This is a genomic window from Citrifermentans bremense R1 (assembly GCF_000426865.1).
GTDB lineage: Bacteria > Desulfobacterota > Desulfuromonadia > Geobacterales > Geobacteraceae > Geomonas > Geomonas bremensis.
Genome location: NZ_AUGE01000020.1, coordinates 40,485 through 62,636, shown reverse-complemented (window position 1 = coordinate 62,636; position 22,152 = coordinate 40,485). Strand labels below are relative to the sequence as shown.

General features: G+C 61.0%; 17 protein-coding genes and 1 riboswitch. Of the genes, 10 read left to right on the top strand and 7 right to left on the bottom strand.

Annotated elements, in window-relative coordinates:
• Positions 1-24: 24 nt before the first annotated feature.
• From K419_RS22045 to K419_RS0112880, 10 genes are all read left to right on the top strand, one after another.
• Complete coding sequence (locus K419_RS22045; RefSeq protein ID WP_035497222.1) at positions 25-621, top strand: hypothetical protein; 597 nt, start codon at positions 25-27, stop codon at positions 619-621.
• Positions 622-624: 3 nt separating this feature from the next.
• Complete coding sequence (locus K419_RS0112920; RefSeq protein ID WP_026841966.1) at positions 625-2,508, top strand: tetratricopeptide repeat protein; 1,884 nt, start codon at positions 625-627, stop codon at positions 2,506-2,508.
• Complete coding sequence (locus K419_RS0112915) at positions 2,505-5,780, top strand: tetratricopeptide repeat protein (protein ID WP_026841965.1); 3,276 nt, start codon at positions 2,505-2,507, stop codon at positions 5,778-5,780. Before K419_RS0112920 ends, K419_RS0112915 begins: the two co-directional genes overlap by 4 nt.
• The gene (locus tag K419_RS0112910) at positions 5,777-6,532 is read left to right on the top strand and encodes a tetratricopeptide repeat protein (protein WP_026841964.1); all 756 of its coding nucleotides are present in this window, start codon (positions 5,777-5,779) and stop codon (positions 6,530-6,532) included. Before K419_RS0112915 ends, K419_RS0112910 begins: the two co-directional genes overlap by 4 nt.
• Positions 6,533-6,657: 125 nt before the next feature.
• Positions 6,658-7,047, top strand: coding sequence for a hypothetical protein (locus K419_RS0112905; protein WP_026841963.1), 390 nt, complete (start codon positions 6,658-6,660; stop codon positions 7,045-7,047).
• Between the two features lie 59 nt (positions 7,048-7,106).
• Entirely contained in the window at positions 7,107-7,742 is a 636-nt protein-coding gene (locus K419_RS0112900) for a MotA/TolQ/ExbB proton channel family protein (protein WP_026841962.1), read from the top strand.
• A 54-nt stretch (positions 7,743-7,796) separates the two neighbouring features.
• On the top strand, positions 7,797-8,297 hold the full coding sequence (locus K419_RS0112895; RefSeq protein WP_026841961.1) for an ExbD/TolR family protein: 501 nt from the start codon (positions 7,797-7,799) through the stop codon (positions 8,295-8,297).
• Entirely contained in the window at positions 8,294-8,791 is a 498-nt protein-coding gene (locus K419_RS0112890; protein WP_026841960.1) for an ExbD/TolR family protein, read from the top strand. Before K419_RS0112895 ends, K419_RS0112890 begins: the two co-directional genes overlap by 4 nt.
• Positions 8,792-8,801: 10 nt before the next feature.
• Positions 8,802-10,301, top strand: coding sequence for an AgmX/PglI C-terminal domain-containing protein (locus K419_RS0112885; RefSeq protein WP_226377698.1), 1,500 nt, complete (start codon positions 8,802-8,804; stop codon positions 10,299-10,301).
• Positions 10,302-10,405: 104 nt separating this feature from the next.
• Positions 10,406-10,936, top strand: coding sequence for a hypothetical protein (locus tag K419_RS0112880; RefSeq protein WP_026841958.1), 531 nt, complete (start codon positions 10,406-10,408; stop codon positions 10,934-10,936).
• 54 nt (positions 10,937-10,990) lie between these two features.
• On the opposite strand, the gene K419_RS0112875 is transcribed toward K419_RS0112880, so the two are convergent.
• The 7 genes from K419_RS0112875 to K419_RS0112845 form a co-directional block, all read right to left on the bottom strand.
• A complete protein-coding gene (locus K419_RS0112875; RefSeq protein WP_026841957.1) occupies positions 10,991-12,232 on the bottom strand; it encodes a porin in 1,242 nt (413 codons plus the stop codon).
• Positions 12,233-12,594: 362 nt separating this feature from the next.
• The gene (locus tag K419_RS0112870) at positions 12,595-13,032 is read right to left on the bottom strand and encodes a phosphate-starvation-inducible PsiE family protein (protein WP_026841956.1); all 438 of its coding nucleotides are present in this window, start codon (positions 13,030-13,032) and stop codon (positions 12,595-12,597) included.
• Between the two features lie 224 nt (positions 13,033-13,256).
• Positions 13,257-14,375, bottom strand: a complete 1,119-nt coding sequence (locus tag K419_RS0112865) for a glycosyltransferase family 61 protein (protein WP_026841955.1) — start codon at positions 14,373-14,375, stop codon at positions 13,257-13,259.
• Positions 14,376-14,765: 390 nt separating this feature from the next.
• The gene (locus K419_RS0112860) at positions 14,766-15,425 is read right to left on the bottom strand and encodes a MarC family protein (RefSeq protein WP_026841954.1); all 660 of its coding nucleotides are present in this window, start codon (positions 15,423-15,425) and stop codon (positions 14,766-14,768) included.
• Between the two features lie 95 nt (positions 15,426-15,520).
• Positions 15,521-18,388, bottom strand: a complete 2,868-nt coding sequence (locus K419_RS0112855) for a hybrid sensor histidine kinase/response regulator (RefSeq protein ID WP_026841953.1) — start codon at positions 18,386-18,388, stop codon at positions 15,521-15,523.
• Positions 18,389-18,502: 114 nt separating this feature from the next.
• Positions 18,503-19,816: an ABC transporter ATP-binding protein gene (locus tag K419_RS0112850; RefSeq protein WP_026841952.1), complete on the bottom strand. Its 1,314-nt coding sequence runs from the start codon at positions 19,814-19,816 to the stop codon at positions 18,503-18,505.
• 12 nt (positions 19,817-19,828) lie between these two features.
• On the bottom strand, positions 19,829-21,565 hold the full coding sequence (locus tag K419_RS0112845; RefSeq protein WP_026841951.1) for an ABC transporter permease: 1,737 nt from the start codon (positions 21,563-21,565) through the stop codon (positions 19,829-19,831).
• Between the two features lie 392 nt (positions 21,566-21,957).
• Positions 21,958-22,127, bottom strand: a riboswitch (M-box (ykoK) riboswitch).
• Positions 22,128-22,152 lie beyond the last annotated feature (25 nt).

Here is a 22,152-nt window from a genome sequence, read left to right as displayed (position 1 = left end):
ACAAACAAACCATAGGTGACAGTTATGAACAAAGTTCTGAAGGTAATCGTCGTAGCGATCTCGGTGTTCCTGTTGACTCTCCCCGCTTATGCGGAAACCGCCAAGGAACAGGGCGCGCAGCAGACAGCCAAGGCGGAGGTCAAAAAGGAGACCGCCAAGGACCCGGTCAAGCAGGACCTCGCCAAGGAGCAGATCAAGGGGTTGGACGAACAGGTGCAGGAGATAAAGGCGGACGTCCTCTCCATTGCCACGCAGCTGAACCGGCTGGAAGAGAAGCTGCTCTACCCGTCCGACACCCAGATAGCCATCTTCGTTTCTGTCGCGGGCGCTGAAAAGTTCCGGCTCGACGCCGTGGCGGTGGAGCTGGACGGCAAGCAGGTGGCCCATCACCTCTACACCTATAAGGAGCTCGAGGCTCTGCAAAAAGGTGGCGTGCAGCGCATCCACGTGGGGAACGTGATGACCGGCGAACATCCGCTGCAGGTAAAGGTCATGGGGAAAACGGAGGGGGGGGCGGATTTCCAAAGGGCGGAAAGCTTCAAGGTAGCCAAGGGGATCGGCCCCAAACTGGTCGAAGTGGTCCTGACCGGCAGCAAAACCATCACTGTGAAGGATTGGTAAATCATGTCCAGGTTGATTCTCATACTGGTTTGTCTGCTCTCCACGACCGTTGCCCTGGCAGCCAGTACCGCCCCAGCGCTCGGGCTGAACGACGTCTATTTCGGCGAGGCGCTTTACCACGCCTACCAGGGGGAGTGGTTCGAATCCATCTGCCGGCTGGACACCGAACTCGGACAGCACCGCCGGCTCGACGAGCCCGCGCTCGATTCGCTCTACCCCCACCTCGGCCAGGCGGAGTTCGATGTCGGGGACTTCGAGCTGGGGTACCGGATGCACCTGAGGGCGGGGCGGGCCATCTCCGCCGTGATCGAGGGGAAGGTCGAGGAGCCGCGGAAAAACGCGGCGATCTACCGGCTGGCGCGGCTTTACTTCCAGAAGGATCAACCGATGGACGCCTTGCAGGCCCTGGAGCGGATCCGGGGGAAGGTCCCGGAGCCGCTCCGCGACGACCTGGAGTTTCTGCGGGCGCAGGTGCTCATGGCCAACGGCCGGTTCGAGGACGCCGCGCGCACCCTCAAAGAGCTGCAAGGCGCCAAGAGCCTGGAAGGGTTTTCCGGCTACAACCTGGGGATCGCCCTGCTGCAGGGGGGGAAGGAACAAGACGGCAGGGAGTACCTGGACCGCACCGGGCAGCTCGTCAGCGCCAACCCGTCCACGCAGGCTATCAGGGACAAGTCGAACCTGGTGCTCGGCTACAAGCTTCTGGACGAGAACGCCGGCGCCGGAGCCAAGCTGGTCCTGGACCGGGTGCGCCTGACCGGGCCCTTCTCGAACCGGGCGCTGTTGGGATCGGGGTGGGCGGACGCCAACCAGGGGGAGTTCGAAAGGGCGCTGGTCCCCTGGAGCATCCTCGCCCGGCGCGAGGTCACCGATCCGGCGGTCCAGGAGGCGCTGCTCGCGCTCCCGTTCGCCTACGGGAAGCTGCAGATCTACGGCAAGTCGGCGCTGTTGTACGGCCAGGCCCTGGAATCCTTCGGCAAGGAAATCGACAAGCTCGGCGCCTCCATCGCCTCGGTCCAGGAGGGGAGATTCCTGGAGGCCCTGACGCGGGAAGAGCTGAAGCAGGACAGCGAGTGGGTGGTGAAACTGCGCAACCTGCCGCAGGCGCCGGAAACCTACTACCTGATGGAGTTGATGGCCGCGCACGATTTCCAGGAATCGCTGAAGAACTACCTGGAGTTGACCGAGCTGGGGAAGAGGTTGGTCGCCTGGGAGGGGGACCTCGACGCCTTCGAGGAGATGATCCGGCAGCGCCGGGGGTACTACCAGCCGCTTTTGCCCGAGATCGACCAGGCCTTCAAGCAGCTCGACTCGCAGATGCGCCTGCGCCAGGAGCAGCGCATCCGCATAGAAAAGAGGCTCCAGGCCATGCTGACCGCGCCGCGCCCGGACTACCTGGCTACGGCCAAGGAGAGGGTTGCCAGGGAGGAGATCGCACGCCTGGAGCAGCTTGCCCCCAAAAATGCGGGTGGCGACGGGACCGCGGAAAGGGTGGCGCGTCTGCGCGGGGTGATCTCCTGGAACATAGCCACCGAGTACGACCGGCGGCTCACGGAGGCCTTCGACGATCTGGACAGCCTGATCCGTGAAACCCAGCGGCTGAAGCAGCGCTACGCATCTTTCGTGCGCACCCGCCAGGCCGCGACCCAGAGCTACGAGGGGTATGACGAAACCATCCGCAGCCAGCGCGAGCAGATCGCGGCGGCCCGGGAAAAGGTGACGGCGCTGCTGCCGCGCCAGGGGAAAATACTGGAAGCCATGGCCGTGGACGAATTGACCAGGCGCAGGGAGCGTCTGGAACAGTTCCAGGTGACCGCGCGCTTCGCCATCGCAGACAGTTACGACCGCGCCAACAAGGCGCAGGCGCAAAAGAGGGTGGGCCAATGAAGCGGATCCGATTCCTACTCCTGGCAGTTGCGGCACTTCTGGCGGCGTGCCAGTCGGGCGGCGGCAGGGAAACGATCGCACAGCTGCGCAACGTGCGGATCGAGGTCAAGGAAGAGCCGATCGAAGGGGGGCTCGACAAGGCGATGGAAGGTTACCAGCGCTTCCTGGAGCAAACGCCGGAGTCGGCGCTGACCCCGGCTGCCATCCGCCGCCTTGCCGACCTGAAGGTCGAAAAGGAATACGGCTACCTTGCCGCAGCGGCCGCGCCTGCCGCAGGGGCGCCGGCAGCTGCGCTCGGCGCGCCGGAACCGGCAGAGGCCCCATTGGCCCTGGCCGGCCGCGCGCCGGACGCGAGCCAACCCGGCGCGGCCGAGTCGGAAGCGGAGTTCGAGAAGAGGGCGCTCCAGGGGGCGCAGCCGGCGGGCGGGGTGCGCGAAGCGGCCGGAGAAGGTTTGGAGCGGACCGGGACCCGGGAGGCGATCGCACTCTACCAGAAGCTTCTGGACAAATACCCCAACTACGAGGGGAACGACCAGGTCCTGTACCAGATGTCCCGTTCCTACGAGGAACTGGGGCAGACCGAAGACGCGATGGCGGTCATGCAGCGCATGGTAAGGGACTTCCCGCGCTCCCGCTACATCAACGAGGTGCAGTTCCGCCGGGCGGAATACTTCTTCACCCACAAGCAGTACCTGGAGGCGGAAGGGGTCTACAAGGGGCTGGTGGAGATCGGCCCCGAGGCCTCCTACTACGAACTCGCCCTCTACAAGCTGGGTTGGACCTTCTACAAGCAGGAGCTCTACGAGGACGGGCTGCATCGGTTCATCGCGCTCTTAGACCACAAGGTGAACACCGGATACGACTTCGCCCAGACTACGGACGACCTTGAGCGAAAGCGTGTCGACGACACTTTCCGGGTCCTAAGCCAGAGCTTCTCTTACCTTCATGGCGCCGCCTCCGCCGTCGAGTACTTCGAGAAGAACGGCAAGCGCGGCTACGAGGACCGCGTCTACAGCAACCTCGGCGAATTCTATTACGAAAAACGCCGCTACAGCGACGCCGCTGCGTCCTACAACGCCTTCGTCTCCCGCAACCCCTTCCACCGCGCCTCGCCGCAGTTCCAGATGCGCGTGATCGAGATCCACATCGCCGGCGGGTTCCCCACCCTGGTGATCGAGGCGAAGAAGGAGTTTGCCAAGACCTACGGGCTGAAGGCCGAGTACTGGAAACATTTCCAGCCGGCAGAGCGCCCCGAGGTGATCGCCTTCCTGAAGACGAACGTCACCGACCTGGCCCATCACTACCACGCGCTGTACCAGGACCCGGAGCACGCCAAGGAGAAGGAGGAGAGCTTCCAGCAGGCCCTGCACTGGTACGAGGAGTTCCTGGTCTCCTTCCCGAAGGAGACGGAATCGCCGGCCATCAACTACCAGATGGCCGACCTGCTCATGGAAAACCGCTCCTTCGCCAAAGCGGCACAGGAATACGAAAGGACCGCGTACGACTACCCGCGCTACGAGAAGTCGTCTGCCGCCGGATACGCGGCCGTGTTCGCCTACCGGGAGCAGCTGAAAAACGCCCGGGCAGAGGAGAAAGAGCAGGTCAAGCGGGAGGGGGTGCGCAGTTCGCTCAGGTTTGCCGAGACCTTCCCGGAACACGAGAAGGCGGCGATCGTCATGGGGGCGGCCGCGGACGACCTCTACGAGTTGAAGGAGCATCAACAGGCACTGGGCGTAGCGCGCAAGCTGATCGCCACCTTCCCGGGCGCGGGCAACGAGGTGCTCAAGTCGGCCTGGGTAGTGGCCGCCCACTCCTGCTTCGAGCTCCAGAACTACGCCGAGGCCGAGGCCGCCTACGTCCAGGTTCTGGCGCTGCTCCCGGCCGAGGACAAGAGCCGGGAGGGCTTCAACGACAACCTCGCCGCCTCGATCTACAAGCAGGGCGAGCAGGCGAACGCGGCCAAGGAGTACCGGGTCGCGGCAGATCACTTCCTGCGCGTCGGCCGCATGGCCGCCACCTCCAAGATCCGGGTCAACGCCGAGTTCGACGCCGCAGTGGCGCTGATCCAGCTCAAAGAGTGGAAAGCTGCGGCCACGGTCCTCACCGGGTTCCGGGGTCTCTTCCCGGGGCACGAGCTGCAGCCGGAAGTCACCAGGAAGCTCGCCCACGTCTACAGGGAGGACGGGCAGCTCGCGCTTGCCGCCGGTGAATATGAGCGCCTGGAGACCGAGTTCAAGGACGAGGAGATCAGGAGGGAGGCACTGCTTTTGGCGGCGGAACTGCACCAGCAGACCGGGAACAGGAAGCAGGCGCTCGCGGTGTACCGCCGCTACGTCGGCTATTTCCCGCAACCGGTCGAGGTCAACCTGGAAATGCGCAACAAGGTCTGTGAAATCCTGAAGGCGGAGGACGACAAGAACGGGTACCTGGACGAGCTCCGGGAGATGGTCGCCATCGATGCGGCGGCAGGCAAGGCGCGCACCCCGCGGACCCGTTACCTGGCCGGGAAGGGGGCCCTGGTGCTGGCCGAGCAGAGCTATGAGCGCTTCACCGAGGTGCGGCTGGTGAAACCGTTCGAGGCGAACCTGCGTAAGAAGAAAGAGCTGATGAAAGCGGCCACCCAGTCGTTCAACAAGCTGCTGGAGTACGAGGTCGGCGAGGTCACCGCCGCGGCGACCTTCTACCTGGCGGAGAGCTACGGGCACTTCAGCAAGGCGCTCACCGCGTCCGAGCGGCCTGACGACCTGAACGCCCAGGAGATGCAAGAGTACGAAATGGCCATCGAGGAGCAGGCGTATCCCTTCGAGGAAAAGGCCATCACCGTTCACGAGAAGAACATGGAGCTGATATCGGTCGGCATCTACAACAGCTGGATCGACAGGAGTCTCGGTGAACTGGCCAAGCTGCTGCCGGTCCGCTACGACAAGCCGGAGGTCCCCAGCGGGATGATCGCTTCGCTGGAGAGCTTTGCCTACCAGATCGAAAAGCCCGCAGCGCCGGTGGCCGCGGGGGGTAACCCGGTGATGAGCGACGCCGCGGCGCCGGCGGAGCCGGAGCGGGCCGTTCCCGCCGCAGGCACGACTGCAGCATCGGCAGCAGCGGCTGAAGGCGCCGGCGGGAAGATCGTCGACGGCAGTGATGGTGCGGGCACCGCGCCGGTCGCCGCGTCGGCAGAAAGAAAAGCAGCTACGTCGAAAGCCGTCCCGGCCAAGGCGAAAAAAACGAAGCAGGGCGCCGCGACAAAGCGGCGTGCAAAGGGAGGTAAAAAATGAAGCGATTTCCGAGAAGCCGTAAAGTCCTTTCCGGTCTCCCGTCGGGGCGGGGTGACGGAAGTTTCGCCTACCTGCTTCTGACCCTTGGGCTCATGGTGCTCGCCGGATGCGCGACCGGCGGCCAGGCCGCGAAAGAGTCGATGGCGGCCCCGGCTGCCGTGGCCGCGAAACCGGCCCCGACGCCTGCCGGCCCCTCGGTGGAGCGGCTGACAGGCGGCAAGGAAGGCTTCGTCATCAGGGAGCCGTCCAACCTCGACGCGGATGCGCGTGCGGATTTCGAGAAGGCCAAGGCCTTGCTTGCGGGGGGGGAATACCAAAAGAGCGCCGACCTCATGGAAAAGGTGATAGCGCAGGCGCCTGCTCTTACCGCGCCCCGTATCAACGCCGCTAACGCCTACAGCCGGCTCAACAAGCCGGAGTTGGCCGAGCAGCATCTCAAAGCGGCATTGGAGGCGGTACCGGGGCATCCGGCGGCGAGCAACGAATACGGGCTGCTGTTGCGCAAGAACGGGCGCTTTGCCGAGGCGCGGGCCACCTACGAGAAATCGCTGGCGGCGTTTCCCGAGTACCATCCGCTGGAAAGAAACCTCGCCATCCTCTGCGATCTCTACCTTAAAGACCTCGCCTGCGCCCAGGCGCATTACGAGAGCTACAGCAGGGCCACCCCGGAGGACAAGCAGGTGAGGCTGTGGATCGCGGACCTGCAGAGCCGTAACGGGCACCTGGCCCTGAACACTGAAGCGAGGAAGTAGCTATGGAGATCGAGGGATGTGACCGTTCCATGCACAGTGACAGGGAGTGCTCCTTTTCCTGGAGGCATCGCCGTTACAGGCAGACACAACTTTGCAGAAGACATCACCGTTACAAGGAGGAGCGTATGTGGCCAAAACTGATTTTTTGTATTTTCTTGATCCTGTTCCCGGTCGCCGTTGTCATCGGGCAGGAAAACGGGCCGGTCGGTTCCGGTTCCGACGACCCTAACGCCAACGTGGCCGCGTTGCAACAAGACGGCTCCGGCGATTCGAAGCCTAAGATGGTTTCGGGGATGTCGATCCTGGGGAACAAGGAGGCGCCGATGTCGCTGGTCATCGTCCCTTGGAAGAGCTCGGAGCTCGGGGCCGAGGCGAAACTGACCAGGACCCTGAATGAACGCCGGGCACCGGTGGACCGGGATGTTTTCCTGCGGGAGGTGGCCTTCTACCAGGTGAGCGCCGGCAGCAGAGGTTCCGAAACTGCAGCGGCTTTTCAGGCGTCCAATGCACGTTGAACACCGCATTGCGCGGATAAATCGACCAAAGTGAAGGTCAATAAGGCGAGGAGGAAGAGATGCATACGGTAATCAGGTTTTTTCAGATGGGTGGGTTCTTCATGTTCCCGATTCTGCTGGTGCTGGCGGCCGGCGTCGCCATTTCAGTCGAACGCTGGATGCATTTGAGCCGGGTCAAGAAGGAAAACAGGCAGATGTGGGACGAGGTGCACCCGGTGCTGGCCGAGGGGAATTTCGACCGGGCCCGGGAGATCGTGCAACAGGACGAATCGGCCATAGCCCAGATGCTGTCCATGGGGCTGGCGCGGCAGGGGGCGGTCAGGCGGCGGGAGGATATAGAGATCGCCATGGAAGAAAGCCTGATGGAGATCATCCCCCAGCTGGAAAAGCGTACGCCTTACCTGGCGCTGCTCTCCAACATCGCCACCCTGTTCGGCCTGCTCGGCACCATCATGGGGCTCATCACGGCCTTCACCGCGGTTGCCAGTGCGAGCCCTGCCGAAAAGGCCGCCCTGCTCGCGGCCAGTATCTCCGAGGCGATGAACTGCACGGCTTTCGGTCTCATGTCGGCCATCCCGCTGCTCTTGATTCATGCCCGCCTCACCTCGACCACAGGGGAGATAGTGGGGAGCCTGGAGATGGTATCTGTAAAGGCACTGAACAGCATATCCACCTTCGCCAAGCGCGCCTACTGACGGATATCCACCTTCATCACATGTTGCCAAGTACGAATTTGACAGGAGCCGGTTATGGCCAGACGTAGAAGGAGGCAGAAGGAACAGCACGAGACGGACATCATGGAGGTCTTGAACCTGACGCCGATGATGGATGTTTTCACCGTTTTAGTGGTTTTTCTGCTCATAACTGCGGTCTTTACGAGCATCACCATCATGGAATTGAGTGTCCCGACCAATGCCGGCGCAGCCGCTGCCACCCCGCCCAACTTCGCCATCGAGGTGATCGTGCGCAAGGCAGGGCTGGAGATCGCCAACGGGAAGTCCGTGGAGGCCGCCATCCCCAAGATAAACGACAGGTACGACCTTGCGAAGCTGTCCGAGATGCTGCGCAGCATCAAGGCCCAATACCCCGACAAGGAAGACGCAACGGTTTTGATGGAGCCTAAGGTCGAATACGATCACCTGGTCCAGGTCATGGATACCGTGCGTGGCGCCGAGGTGCGGACTCCAGGGCAAAAAGAGGCGGTCAAGATCGTTCTCTTTCCAAAGATATCCATAGGAGACGCGCCATGAGAGAAAGCAGACGTTTGAAGCGGCTGCAACGCAACAACAACCGCAGGCAGGCGTTCTTGAACCTGATACCCATGCTGGACGTGCTTTCTGTCCTGGTGTTCTTCCTGCTTTTCCACTCCTTCAACGGCGACATGCCGGAACAGCGGCTCGCTCTCCCCACCTCCGTGGTGGAGACGAAGCCGAGGGGAACGGTGGTGGTATCGGTCACTCCTGAGACGGTAGTGGTGCAGGGGCAGACGGTGGCCCGGACCGCCGATCTCTACGACGACCGGGTCGCGACGGTCCACGAGGTCACAGAGCGGCTGGAGCTGATCGAAAAGAACATCAGCGAGACCAGGACCAAGCCGGTGGCCGAAAACGAAACCAGGGAAGTCACGCTTTTGGCCGACAAAGCTATTCCTTTCAAAGTGCTTAAAAAAATAATGACGAGCTGCACGGCTTCTGGGTACGGGAAGATTTCGCTTGCCGTGATCCAGAAAGCCTCGCATGCCTAGCGGGTGCACTGTGAATACATCATTGCTGGAACAGGAATTGGCGGTGCTGAACGCGCGGCGGGGGGATGTCCGGGATGAACTTTCCGACCTCGAGATGCGGATGCGCGTGGCAGAGGCAGAGTTGGACATGTTTTCTTCGGACCGCCTGTGTTTCGACGCGCTGCGGGACGCCTGTGACGCCCTGGAACGCCTCGGTGGGCTTGCCCGGGGGCAGCTATTCTGGGAGGCGTTGCCGGAAATACGCGATCCAGAGGTGCGCGTCTCGCGGGTGAGGAGCTGCGTCGCCGAATTCGACGAAGAAATCCGCGGGTCGCTGCAAAAGAGCGCGGACATCAGGGCGCAGATCACCCGCTGCCATGACGAACTGGACTTTTTGGAGGATGAAGTTCACGACGCGCATGCACGCGACGAGCGCCGCGAGGAGGAGTTCGTCGTCGAGCGGGAACTTTCCCCGGTTCAGGACCACCCTCTGATCATGCCCTGGAGTAGCGACGGCGTGGTCGAGCGGCGCTATCGCCGCTCCATGTGCACCTCGATGTTGATGGCCTTGCTCTTAGCCATCGTGGTCCTCACGGTAACGGTGCCGGCGCCGGTCAGGCCGGTCATCGTCGAAGTCCCCGAGCGGCTGGCGATGATGGTCAGGAAGGAACACAAGAAGCCGGAGCCGGTGCAAAAGCCGAAGCAGGATAAAAAGGACGAGCAGAAACAAGACCAGAAACAAGAGACCGCGGCAGGAAAGAAAAACGAGAAGAAGCAGGTCGCGGACCAGGAGAAGCCTCCGCCGGACAGGCCCAAGCAGGCCCCCGTGGAACAAACCGCAGCACCCAAGAGGTCCCAGAACACGGGTATGCTCGCCTTCAAGGATAGTTTCAAGGACCTAATCGACGAAGCTCCGTCCGCCAAGCTCGGGGCCGAGGCGCGCCTGGCCAACCCCGCCAACTATGCGGCTGGCCAGGCCCAGGCAAGCAGGTCCCTGGTCGCCATGCAGGTGGGCGGAGGGCCCAGCGGCGGGGGGTATGGCGCGGTAAGCCGGAATGTCGGAAACGGAGGCAGCGGCGGGATCGGCTCAGCCGGGGTGAGCCGCAGTGTCGGTGGCGGCGGAGGCAAGGACGGCCGCCTTGGCCGCGGGAACGCGGGCTTCGCCCAGGTGAAGAGCGGGATTTCGGGTCCCGGAGGTGCGAAGGAGGGGAGACCGCTCAGTTCCGGCGCGCGTCCTGCCCGAACCGACGAGGAAATCCAGATTCTCTTCGACCGCTACAAGGCAGCGCTCTACCGTATCTACAACACCGAGTTGCGCAAAGACCCGACCCTGCGCGGGAAGATGGTGCTGCGGCTGGCCATCGAACCAAGCGGCGTGGTTTCGGCCTGTGCGGTGGAGTCCACCAATATGAATGCGGCCTCCTTCTGCGACCAGATCGTGGAAAGGGTCAGGAAGTTCAACTTCGGCCCCAAAGATGGCGTGCCGAAAACGACCATCCTGTATCCGATCGACTTCCTCCCCGCGCGTTAGCTGCACGCGGGGGGAAACGGAGCACTCACATCCCGGGGGCCCGCTACTTCTTCAATCGGAGCCGGCCCGACTGCGTCACCTAACCCATTTGGGGAGGCTTTGCCATGAAACGTATCGTTCTGGTTTCTCTGGCCATTTTCCTTCTCCTGCCGGTTGCCGCCTTCGCCGGCGGGCTTGAGGTTTTTCTCTCCAATGTGAACGTCCAGGCCCGGGCAGACATGCCCGGATTTTCAGTGGGTCTCAGTACCCAGTTCGGCGTGCCTGTCACCCAGGTTCAGGCTGTTATCCGGTCCGTCCCCGAGCCCGCGGATGCGTTCATGATATTGCAGCTCGGCCAGATGTCGGGCAAAAAACCCGAGACGGTTCTGGCTGTCTACCGCCCCAACAAGAAGAAAGGGTGGGGCGCCATTTCAAAGGACCTGGGGATAAAACCTGGGTCAGCCGAATTCCATGCCCTGAAAAACGGGGAACTTGATTTTACCGGCAAGCCCTCGAGACGCGGCGGGGGGCACACCGCTAGCCAGGGGAATGACCACGGCAGTGCCAGAGACAGCGACTACGGCAACGGAAGCGAGCACGGCGGCGGGCATGGCAACGGCAAAGGCGGTGGCCACGGGAAGGGACGCAACAATTAAAGCGGCAGCTGCAAAAGAATGGGGAGGCCGGGTGCGGCCTCCCCATTTTTCCATTTAGAAGACGAATCCCAACGTTACCTGGAACTTGTCGTTGTCGAGCTTGGTGCTGCCGCCGGTGCCGTGATCGTCGTAGATCTGGTAGTCGGCTTTGATGGCCAGCTGGGTGACGGGCTTGAAGGAGACGCCGAAGGTGGTGTAGTTCCGGTCGAACCTCCCATTTTGTTTCGCCGGGTTGATGGCTCCGCCGTCCTGGGTGTCAATCTCGGAATACCTTACGAATACAACGGCATCGGCATTGGCGAGCTTACCTTTTTTCCAGCTCTCCGGCATGGCGTGCCATGCTCCTTCCACCCAATAGCCGGACATGTTGTGCCCGATAGAGTCGTTCAAAAGGGCGGGGTTGTTCTGGAAGACGTGGACGTACTCCCCGCCAAGGTCAAGCCTCCCGATGCTGTACCTGCCGTCGAAGGCGGCTATCGTGGTGTAGGCGCTCCCGTCCTTGGCGGAGTTCGCGGTGTAGAAGGAGAGGTTGGTGTAGAGGTTGGTGGCGGGTCTCACCTCTAAGCGACCGGTGACGGCCTTGTTCCGGTTCATGTCCTTGTTCATGTTCTGCCTGCCGTCGCGGACGCCGTTCTTGGCTGAGAAGTTGGTTCCGTCCAGGCCGTTCATGACCATCAACTGGTAATCCACCCTGTCGCCGAGCGCGCCGTGGATACCTACGCCCATTTCGCGCCAGGTGGAAGGAATCAGGTAGCGGTCCAATTCGGGACGTTCGGTGGAGTTGAAGTTGGTCGGCTCATGGTACAGGTTGGTCGCCCCCAGCGGCACCAGCATGATGCCGGCTTTCACGTTGAACTCGCGCTGCAGTTTGAAATCGAGGAATGCCTGCTCGACCACGACTTCACCGGACAACTCGGTCTCGCTGGCCAGATCTTCATTGACCCCGGCGTGCTCCCACTCGAGTTCGGTGTTCAGGGTGATCCAATCGGAGAGGTCCGAGTTTACGTAGAGCACCAGGCGATGCGGGTCGAAGTTGTTGCTGCCTTTGCCGTTGCCGTTTTCACGCTTCACGATGTAGTCGAGCTCGCCGTAACCGCCGAACCGCGTGTTGTCCCAAAGCTTCTTGCGAAAGCCCGATGCTTCCGTCGGCGTCGCGGAATTTGTCTGCAGCAGTTTGACCTGGTCGCTTAGGTCGTCGACCTGTTTGCGGAGTGTATCGATTTCCGATGCTCCGGCTATGGAAGATACGGCGATAAGTGCTGCGGCCAATGTGCTGGTAACCAACTTCTTGTGCATTTTTCCTCTCCTGTTGTTGATGAAATGTTGACTTGATAACTGACCGCAAGACAAAGCTACTCATCTGCTCTGGAGTTGGCTGAATTTTGTGTTTCAGTTTCAAATCAACTTGAATATCAGGTGAAAGTGTAAATTAATCAGTGTGTTTTCAATGATTGTGTTGCGGAAAATGAATGTTGTATTCAAGTAACACATGCTGCTTTTGATAGTCAATGTGCGGGTGATTATTTTTTTTAAATGCAGAGCGGAGACCCCGGTGAGAGCCGAGTGACAGATGAGCTATGGAATGAGAGATAAGGCGAGGGGAGGGGGGCGGTACAGAAAGGAAAACTGATTGTGCTATGAGAGTGAGGGCCGGTCGATCAAAGCTCTTTCCTGATAGCTGCCGGGGAGTATCTGACCGCCATGACCCTTACCAGGGAAAGGGAGATCACCAGGGAGATGGTCATGGCGACTTCCTCCCAGCGGATGCTTTTGTACCAGAAGGCCATGACTTCGGTAAGTACGGTGACAATCACGGTGTCTATGATGTAGGTGACCTTGACTCGCCCTTCGCTGAAGTAGGCCAACGCGGTCCTCAAAACTTCGATGATGGCGAGGACGGTGAGCATGTCGACCATGATGGTTTTGAAGGCTGCGTGAAAGTCGGTTTGGAAGATGAGTCGAAGGTCGTAGACGGTGCATCCCACGCCGGCAACGATGGCCAGCAGTATCGACAGAATCAGGAAGGAGAGGACTACTCTGGTGGACATCTCGTAGAATCGGGTCAGGTTAAGGTCGACAACGTCTGCTTTCCACATGTTTTGGCTCCTTTCGTTTTGTTAAGACGAAGGGTAGCAGCCAAAGGTCACGGGGATGTGTCGGAGGGGTTGCAGCAGGGTGAAAACTTCTTCTCACGCAAAGCCGCAAAGACGCAAAGAAATTCCAAGAGCCTGTTGACGTTCTTCGCGCCTTGGCGTCTTGAGCGAGCGCAGTGAGCGGGCGTGAGATGGCTTCACGGCTTCAGCGGGATCTTGAGGCGGGGTTACAGCTGCCGCAGCACGGCGGCCATGGCTTCGTCGTCTATCTTGTGACCGGTGCTGCAGATGACGTGGCGATAGTCGAAGCCTTGGCTGAAGCTGAGCCAGGCGAAGCAATCGAGGATGTAGTTTCGGGGGAATATCTCGATCACCCTGCACGGGGGCTCGGACCAGACGAGATTGCTCAGGCCGGCGCCGTGGGTCGACACTACTGTCTCGGCCTGGTGGAAGATGCGGATCTGCTCCTGGAAAGAAACACCCTCCAAGTGCAGGATGCTGAAGCCCTTTTCCTGGAGCTGCCTCTCAAGCTCCTCCTCGCCAAGCAGACGTCGCCTCCTGCTTTTGCGCCGCGAGATGTAGAGTTTGGTTCCGGATGCGGGCGCGCCGGAGGTCTCTCCGGCAACGACCTTCGGCTTCACCTGCGACTTAAGCAGGTCGATGACCTGGGGGCTGGTGAATTCGGGTGCGGTAAGGTACTGCGGCATCACCAGGTTACGGACCTTGAGCGGAGTGGAGCAGAAGATGAACCGGGCAGCGGCCTCGGGGCCGAGGATTATGGCCAACCCGTCCATGACGTAGGCAGGGGAGTTCTCGGGAAGGACGATCTTGACCTGCGGGAACTTGGATAGGGCGAAGAGAAGGTTGGGCAGGACCTCCAGGAGCCAATGGTAGTACCCCGCGGCGGGAGGGCAGACTACGACAGGTTCATCCGACTTCAGTTCGCTGACCGGAAGCAGCGGTTCGTGCAGCATGTCTCCCCAGTCCATGATGCGGCGCAAGGATCCCACGCTCTCCTCCAGGATCCTGTTCCCGATCCAGACCATACCGGAATCGGGCGAGACTGCGGCGTCTTTCAGGAGGTAGAGGTTGCGTTTGCCGAATGCCGCCTCTGTTCTGATGAAAGGGGGAAAGGCGGCCTTCAGGTCGTGGCGTACTATGCTGGGATCGGCGACCTGGATGATGTCGAGGATGTGCCGTTGGACCTTCGGGAGGTAGGAGAGCTTTTCCAGCGACTCGATGCTCGACTTCGGCATCTTGCCGACTATGGGGCCCAGCAGCTCCAGAGAAAGCTTCTGCGCCAGCCTTCTTTTCTCTTTGCCCGCCTTTTCGTGCTCATGCTTCATATTTCACCCTTGTGTATGGGGCTTTAGCTGGTTCACCGGAGCTAAATCCCCCCTGTCCCCCCTTCGCAAAGGGGGGGACGCAAGTACTCGTGCAGCGCTTCGTGGACAAAAACACTTCAGGTTCCCGGAATTCGCGGAGAACCCCTTTCAAAGGGGCAAGAGTGCAACTCCCATCCGATGGCGGGAGATTCTTGCTAAATCGGCTTCTTTTATACTGTCGCCGGCATTAAAGTGCAACGGGATTAGGCGCGACTCGGCCTGTTGCCCCCACCCTGTCCCTCCCCCTCCGGGGAAAGGGACCTTTATGCACCTACCTTGCTAGAGATTATGGAACGGACTCAGAAAAAGGGGACAGGCTGCTTTTTGATTTCAAAAAGTAGCCTGTCCCCCTTATGCGGAAGGGACTTTGACTGCGGGCCAGAGGGCGGTGATGCCGTTGATGACGTACTGTACGGCGATGAAGGCGAGGATCAACCCGATTATCCTTACCGCTACCTTCATCCCCAGTTCACCGAAGATGCGGGCCAGTTCGTCGGCCCAGTGCAGCAGCAGGTAGGCCGCTGAAAAAACGATGACCGCCCCGCCGATGAGGATCAGCACGGAAAGGGCGTCGCTCGCCTGGCTGGAAAAAACGAGGCAGGTGACTATTGCACCGGGGCCGGCGAGCAGGGGAATGGCCAGCGGGGTGACGGAGACGTCCTCCTTCTTCTCGGCCAGGCGCTCTTCCTTGCTGCTGGTCTGGGTGCCGGTCGGGTTGCCGTAAAGAAGTTCCAAGGCGATGACGAAAAGGAGCAACCCTCCGCTTATCTGCACAGCTGAAGTGTTGATGGCGAAGTATCTCAGCAGGGACGGGCCTACTACCAGAAAGAAGACGATGGCCAGAAGGCCTATGGAGCAGCCGCGTCGCGCTATGGACCTGCGTTCCTGCTTTGTGTGGGAGACGGTGATGGCGAGAAAGATAGGGACGGCGGCGAGAGGATCGACGATCACGAAGAGCTGGACCACGAATACTATCAACTGTTCGATGTGACTTGCCGCGCTCTGTATCATCGACTTTTCCTCCACCAGGAAAAGCTTTCCACAAAAAGCGCAATGTACAAGGGGAGCGGACGAATGACTGAAATCGCATCGGCGATGAGTCAATCTTATGACGCCAGTGTCTGGACTATCTTCTCGTGCAACTGTTTCGCGTCCAGCGGTTTGGAGATGTAGAACATCCCCTCTTCCACGATTCCCCGCTGGGCCACGATATCCGCCGTGTAGCCGGACATGAACAGCACCTTTATGTCAGGCCTGGCGCTCCTTATCTTGTCCACCATCTCCCGGCCGTTCATCCCGGGCATCACCACGTCGGTCAGCACCAGGTCTATCTGTTTGCCGTTTTCGCAGATCTCTATCGCCTTTGCCGGGGATTCCGCCTGCTGCACGGTATAGCCCATCTCCTCCAGGATCTTCGTCGTGGTCCAAAGCAGCATCTCCTCGTCCTCGACCAGGAGGATGGTTCCTGTTCCTTTAGGGGGGGGCGCAGCCTCGGCCTCATCCTCTGCCGCTCCATCTTCCAGAAGCCGTGGCAGGTAGATGTTGAAGACCGAGCCTTGGTCAAGCTCGCTGTAGACGTTGATGAACCCGTTGTTCTGGGTGACGATGCCGTAGACCGTTGCGAGACCGAGACCGGTCCCTACTCCGACCCCTTTGGTGGTAAAGAAGGGCTCGAAGACGTGCTCCCTTGTTTCGCGGTCCATACCCGTCCCGGTGTCGGAGACGGTGATCTTGACGTAATCGCCGGGAACGGTGTCCGAATGATGGCGGCAGTAGCCGGCATCGAGGCGCACGTTGCCGGTCGCTATGTCCAGGGTGCCGCCGTTGGGCATGGCGTCGCGGGAGTTGGCGGAGAGGTTCATGAGTATCTGGTCGAACTGGGCCGGGTCGATCAGAACGGTCCAAAGACCGGTGGAGGGTTTGAAGGTGAGCTTGACGTCCTCGCCGATCAAACGGCAGAGCATCTTCTCGGAATCGATGATGAGGCTGTTCAGGTTCACCGCCTTGGGAGAAACCACTTCTTTGCGGGAGAAAGCCAGCAACTGGCGCGTAATGTCGCTCGACCGTTTCGCCGCTTTCAGGATGTGCTCGAGATACTTCTGCAGCGGGCTGTCAGCCGAGATCTGGTGCTGGCAGAGGTCGGCGGACCCGATGATGACGCCGAGCATGTTGTTGAAGTCGTGAGCGACGCCGCCCGCTAGCCGTCCCACCGATTCCATCTTCTGCGATTGCCTTAGCTGTTCCTCCAGCTTCTTATGCTCGGTAATGTCGCGCCAGATGCAGTAGTAGACCGGCCGGTCCTGGATGGTAAGGATCTGCGCGGTCACCTGGACGTTGCGCAACTCTCCTTCGCGGGTCCTTTGCATGGTCTCGAAGTCGCCCCGTCCGTCCCGCACGATCCCTTCGATGCGGCGGCGGGTGTCTTCCCGTGTCTCCACGGCCTCCACATCGAAGACCCTTAGTTGTGCGAACTCCTCGCGGGAGTACCCGAGCTGCCGGCAGACGGCGGTGTTGAAGTTGAGGAAACGGGTGGTCTTCGGGTCTATGATGACGATGCCGTCCGGCGAGTGCTCGAAAAGGAGGTGGTTGAAGTTGGACTCCTCCTCGATTGCCTTCTCCATCATCCTACGGTCCGTGATGTCGGTGACGACGCCGATCCGGGCGGTCTTCCCGCTGTAGGTCATGTCGTGGGAGGTGACGAAGATGGGGAAGACGGTGCCGTCCTTGCGGCGGTGGTGCCATTCCCCCACATAGGTGTGGCCGCTGAGCCCGGCGGCAACCTCGATGATCTTCTGTTTCTCCTCCTCGGGATAAAGGTCGGTGAGCCGGAGCGCCAGCGCCTCCTCCTTGCTGTAGCCGTAGCCGATGGCGAAGGCGTCGTTGACCGCCAGCAGCTGCAGGGTTCCCTTTTCGTAGATGAGCATCGGGGCGGGATTTTGTTCGAAGAGGTAGCGGTACCTCTGCTCGCTGGCACGCAACTCAGCCTCGGCTTGCTGGCGGACGTCTTCCTCCCTCACTATCAGCAGGGCACGGAGCACCAGGATGCAGATGATGATCCCTCCGAACAGGATGCCGCTGAAAACCAGAGCCAGCCTGTTGCGGTAGGAGGCAAGGGAGGAGAGAATCTCCTGCTCCGACGACGCGACGACGATCGACCAAAAGGTGTTGCCGAGGTGGATGGGAAGGTAGACGGCATGTTTCTTCACAGGTTTGACGGAGGCGCCGTCCTTCGTGTTGAAGTCGTAGCTCGCCGTCCCCGATTCCCCTTTGAGCATCGCCTTTACCATGGCGAGTACCGACGGCGACTGGTTGGCGGTGTCGAAAACGCTCTTGCCGCTGTGGCCCGGAACGGGGCAGTAGAGTTCGGTGCCGTCCCGGCTTACCACCAAGGCATAGCCGGACTTGCCGATCCTGATTACCTCGAGGTAGCGCTGGGCCAGGCTCTGGAAGTTGACGATGATGGCGATGCTCCCCCGGAACCGGTTTCCTTCGAAGACCGGCACGTGGAGGGCGATGGCGTCATACCCCTGGATGGTACGGAAGACGTCGCTCACCACAGGCTTTTGAGTTGCGATCAATTCCTGTACGTGCTTTTGCCCCGCAATGTTCCTTCCCGACATCTCAAGATTGGGTACGGTGAAGAGGATGATACCCTTCTCGTCCATCCGGGTGAACGACCTTATCTGGTCCTTGTGGGCGTCGTATAAGAACTTCATCTGGCGCTTGCCGGCGGGATTCATGGCAGCGACGGAGTCGAGCTTCGAAAGGGAGGTGAGGATGCCGGTCCAGGTGACGAAATATTCTTCGATCCCCCGGGCCGCCTGTTTGGCATGTATGAACTGCTCGTCGTTCAGCCGGCTTATGGCCGATTGTTTCGCCTTTTGGTAGGAGAAATAGAAGAAGGACGAGCACAGGCAGGTGAAGGCAAGGATGAGGAGGGCGAGGCCTCCCTTTTTGACGAACTTCTGGATCATGCGCGATTTCCCCGGCCGGCCTTAGCTAAATCGGAACTGCGCGGAGAAACCCGCGCTTGTCTTTCTAGAGTTATCGGTATATTGCCGGAGAAATAGAGGGGAAAAATTCCCCCCTTACCCCTGTTCGCCGCTGGCGGGGTTCTCCAGACTGAGGATGCCCGAGCCCTCGTCGTAGGCGAAGAGCTCGGCATAGCGTCCCCACTCGATGGCTACCTGCAGCACCGTCTCCGCGGTCTCTTCGCTGAAGAAGTCTTCCAGTTCGCGCAGGAAACGGTCTTCCTTGGCGCGGTTTCCGGGGCGGTCGTCGAGCACGCGCCGGATGTGGGCGGCGAGTGCTACGTGCCGCACCAGGTGCTCGGCGAAGATCTCCTTGCGGCGCAGGATGTCGGCGTCGACGTAACTCCTGCCGGACGCGGTGAGGTCGGCGTCACCCCCTTCGATACGGGCCAGGTTGAGGATGTCGAGCGCCTCCAGAAGCGGGAAGAGCTGGTCCACGCCGAACCCCATCTGGTCGGCAAGCTCGGGGAGGTCGGCCTTGCCGTTGTACGGTTCGGCGGCCAAGGCCTCCAAAAGGCCGGAGAGCTGGTTCACGTGCGCCTCGGGGAGGAGGTAAGAGATGGGGACCGCCTCCACCTTGCCGGCGGCGCGGGAGCGCTGGGTCATCTGGCCGTACACCGTGTCGACCAATTGCCTGAAAAGAGGGGCGTCGCGGTCGCGGGGATGGGCGAGCGGAATCTTGATTTCGGAGACGACGCGGCCCGGGTTGCTCCCGAGGATGATGATCCGGTCCGCCAGCAGGACCGCCTCCTCGATGTTGTGGGATACCAGCAGGATCCCTTTCGTCGGGATGCGCCGCTCCAACCAGAGCTCGATCAGGTCGGTGCGGAGCGTCTCGGCGGTGAGGACGTCGAGCGCCGAGAAAGGCTCGTCCATCAAAAGAAGCGTCGGCTCGACGACCAGCGCCCGGGCGAAACCTACCCGCTGCCGCATCCCGCCGGAGAGTTCCTTCGGGTAGGCGGATTCGAAGCCGTCCAGGCCGATCAGGTCGATCGCCTCCAGTGCGCGCCTTCTGCGTTCGGCCTGCGGCACTCCCATGGCGTCGAGCCCAAGCTCCACGTTTTCCAGCACGGTGAGCCAAGGGAAAAGGGCGAAGCTCTGGAACACCATGGCGAGCCCTTGGGTGGGGCCGGTGATGGGTTTGCCGCAGTAAAGGGCCTCTCCGCTGCCGGGCTGCGCGAGGCCGGAGATGATCCGCAAGAGCGTCGACTTTCCGGAACCGGAGCGCCCTAAAAGCGCGACGATCTCCCCCTCTTCGATGGCTATGTTGACCCCGTCCAGCACCAGGTGCTCGCCCGAGTCGGACTTCTTGTATGACTTTCGTACGTTGCTCAGCTTGAGCAGCGGAACTTTGTTGACTGTTTCTTCCATGCTTCTTCTCCTCTAGCCGAGCCGGTAGCGGGTCTGGCTGACGGTAAAGAGCCGCTGCCAGAAAAACCGGTTCAAGACCAAGACGTAGATGCTCATGACTGCTATGCCCAAGGCGATGCGGGGGTAATCCCCCTTTTCGGTCCAGATGGCGATGTACGACCCGAGGCCCGTTGCGGTGAGGGTCGTATTCCCCCAGGTGACGATCTCGGCGACGATGCTGGCGTTCCAGGTCCCCCCGGCGGCGGTGACGAGCCCGGTGACAAGCGATGGGAAAATGCCGGGGAGAAGCAGCGTTTTCCAAAGCTTCCACCCGGAGACGCCGAAGTTGCGGGCCGCCTCGCGCAGGTCTGTCGGGATGGCCGAGGCGCCGCCGATCACGTTGAAAAGGATGTACCACTGCGTCCCCAGGATCATCAGCGGGGCGGTCCAGATCTCCGGGGAGAGATGGTAGTGGACCATGAAGAAGACCGCCACCGGGAAGAAGAGGTTCGCGGGGAACGCGGCCAGAAACTGCGCCAGGGGCTGGACTCTCGTCGCCCATTTCGGGTTGAGCCCGATATACACCCCGATGGGTACCCAGATCAGGCTGGCGATGATCAAAAGCACCGTGACCCGAACCAGGGTCAGGAAGCCGAGGTAGAAGACCTTCCCGATCTCGGCGCCGTCTACCTCCCCCCCGACGAACTGGACCAAGAGCCACGCGCCCCCGGCGACGCCAATGGCTAGAAGCGCGTTCCAGACTATTTCCTGCGCCTTGGGGATCGCGGCCTGCGTCGAGCCGTGGAAGCTAGCGCGCTGCTTTCTCCTGGGGAGCAGGTCGGTGAGCCGGATCCACCGGTTGACCAGGAAACGTCCGGCGGCGCGCAGGAGCCTCGCGCGCTGGAACAGGGTCAGCACCCAGGAACCGCTCCCCTCGCCGCTTTCGGTCGTTTCGAACTTGAACTTGTCGGCCCAGGCCACCATGGGGCGAAAGAGCAGCTGGTCGTAGACGAGGATCACCAGCAGCATGGTTAAGAGCGCCCAGCCGATGGCGGAGAGGCTGCGGTAGTGGATCGCCTGCGCCACGTAGGACCCTATCCCGGGGAGGGTGACCGAGGTTTTCCCCACCGTGATCGCCTCCGACGCCACCACGAAAAACCATCCCCCCGAGACCGACATCATCATGTTCCAGATCAAGGGGGGCATGGCGAAGGGGGCATCCAGCTTCCAGAAGCGCTGCCAGGGGGAGAGCCCGAAGAGGACCGAGGCCTCGCTCAGGTCGGAGGGGATGGTCTTCAGCGACTGGTAAAAGCTGAAGGCCATGTTCCAGGCCTGGGAGGTGAAGATGGCGAAGATGGCGGCGCACTCTACCCCGAGAAGCTTTCCCGGGAACATGGCGATGAAGCCGGTCACGGTGACCGAGAGAAAACCGAGGATGGGTACCGACTGGAGTATGTTCAAAAGCGGGACGAGTATCCGCTCGGCGCGGCGGCTCTTCGCCGCGAGCGTTCCGTAGCTGAAGGTGAAAAGGAGCGAAAGCGCCAGCGCCGCCGCCATGCGCAAGACGGTGCGCAGCGCGTACTCGGGGAGGTTAACCGGGTCGAGCGAAAGGGGGATCCTCTCCCCCGGCGTATAGGGGAGCGCCATCTCGCGGCTCCCCCAGGCAAAGAGCGTGACGAGCCCCATGACCAGGAGAAAGGCGGCGAGGTCCCAAAGGTTCGGAGCGGCTCTCCCTGTATTTTTATCCAGCGGTGTCGACCGGTTGGCCATCCTGCTTCCTCCGTGCTGCCGGATACTCTACCCCTTTTGCGTACAAGGCGCAGCTATCCGGACGCGGGTCGCCCCGGCCTCATGCCGGAGCACGCGCGGACAGACCCCTACTGCCGATGCGCTCAAGCATCGCACAGTGAGAATTGATTGATTGACGGGAAGTCGGGAAACAGGTCCCTGGACTCCTTGCTTCGGCTGTTCCCCGCGGCGCGGCAGGAGAACCGGAAGCAGGCCCAGGTTAGGGGGGAGCTTCGGAAAGGCTACTGCCGGAACTGCGGGATGAGTAAGTGATAGTCGCTACTATGACTGTCCAATGTGAAAAACCACCACCTTTTTTGTCGTGATATGAAAAAGCAAAAGGCCATGGGGGACCCATGGCCTTGTTTCTGGCGCGGATTCCCCTCTCGTAGGTTTTCGGCAGTGCGCAACGTAGGTCCCTGGGGACCAGCTACCTTGGGTCAAGCCTTAAGCCGGCAAGACCTGGTCTACCCGTTGGCGTCTTTCGACGTTTCCGGGCAGTAGCCTGTGTTTGAGCAAACGCCTCATCGTAACGAGGAACCCGTCCTGTTTATACCGACCCTCGCGGA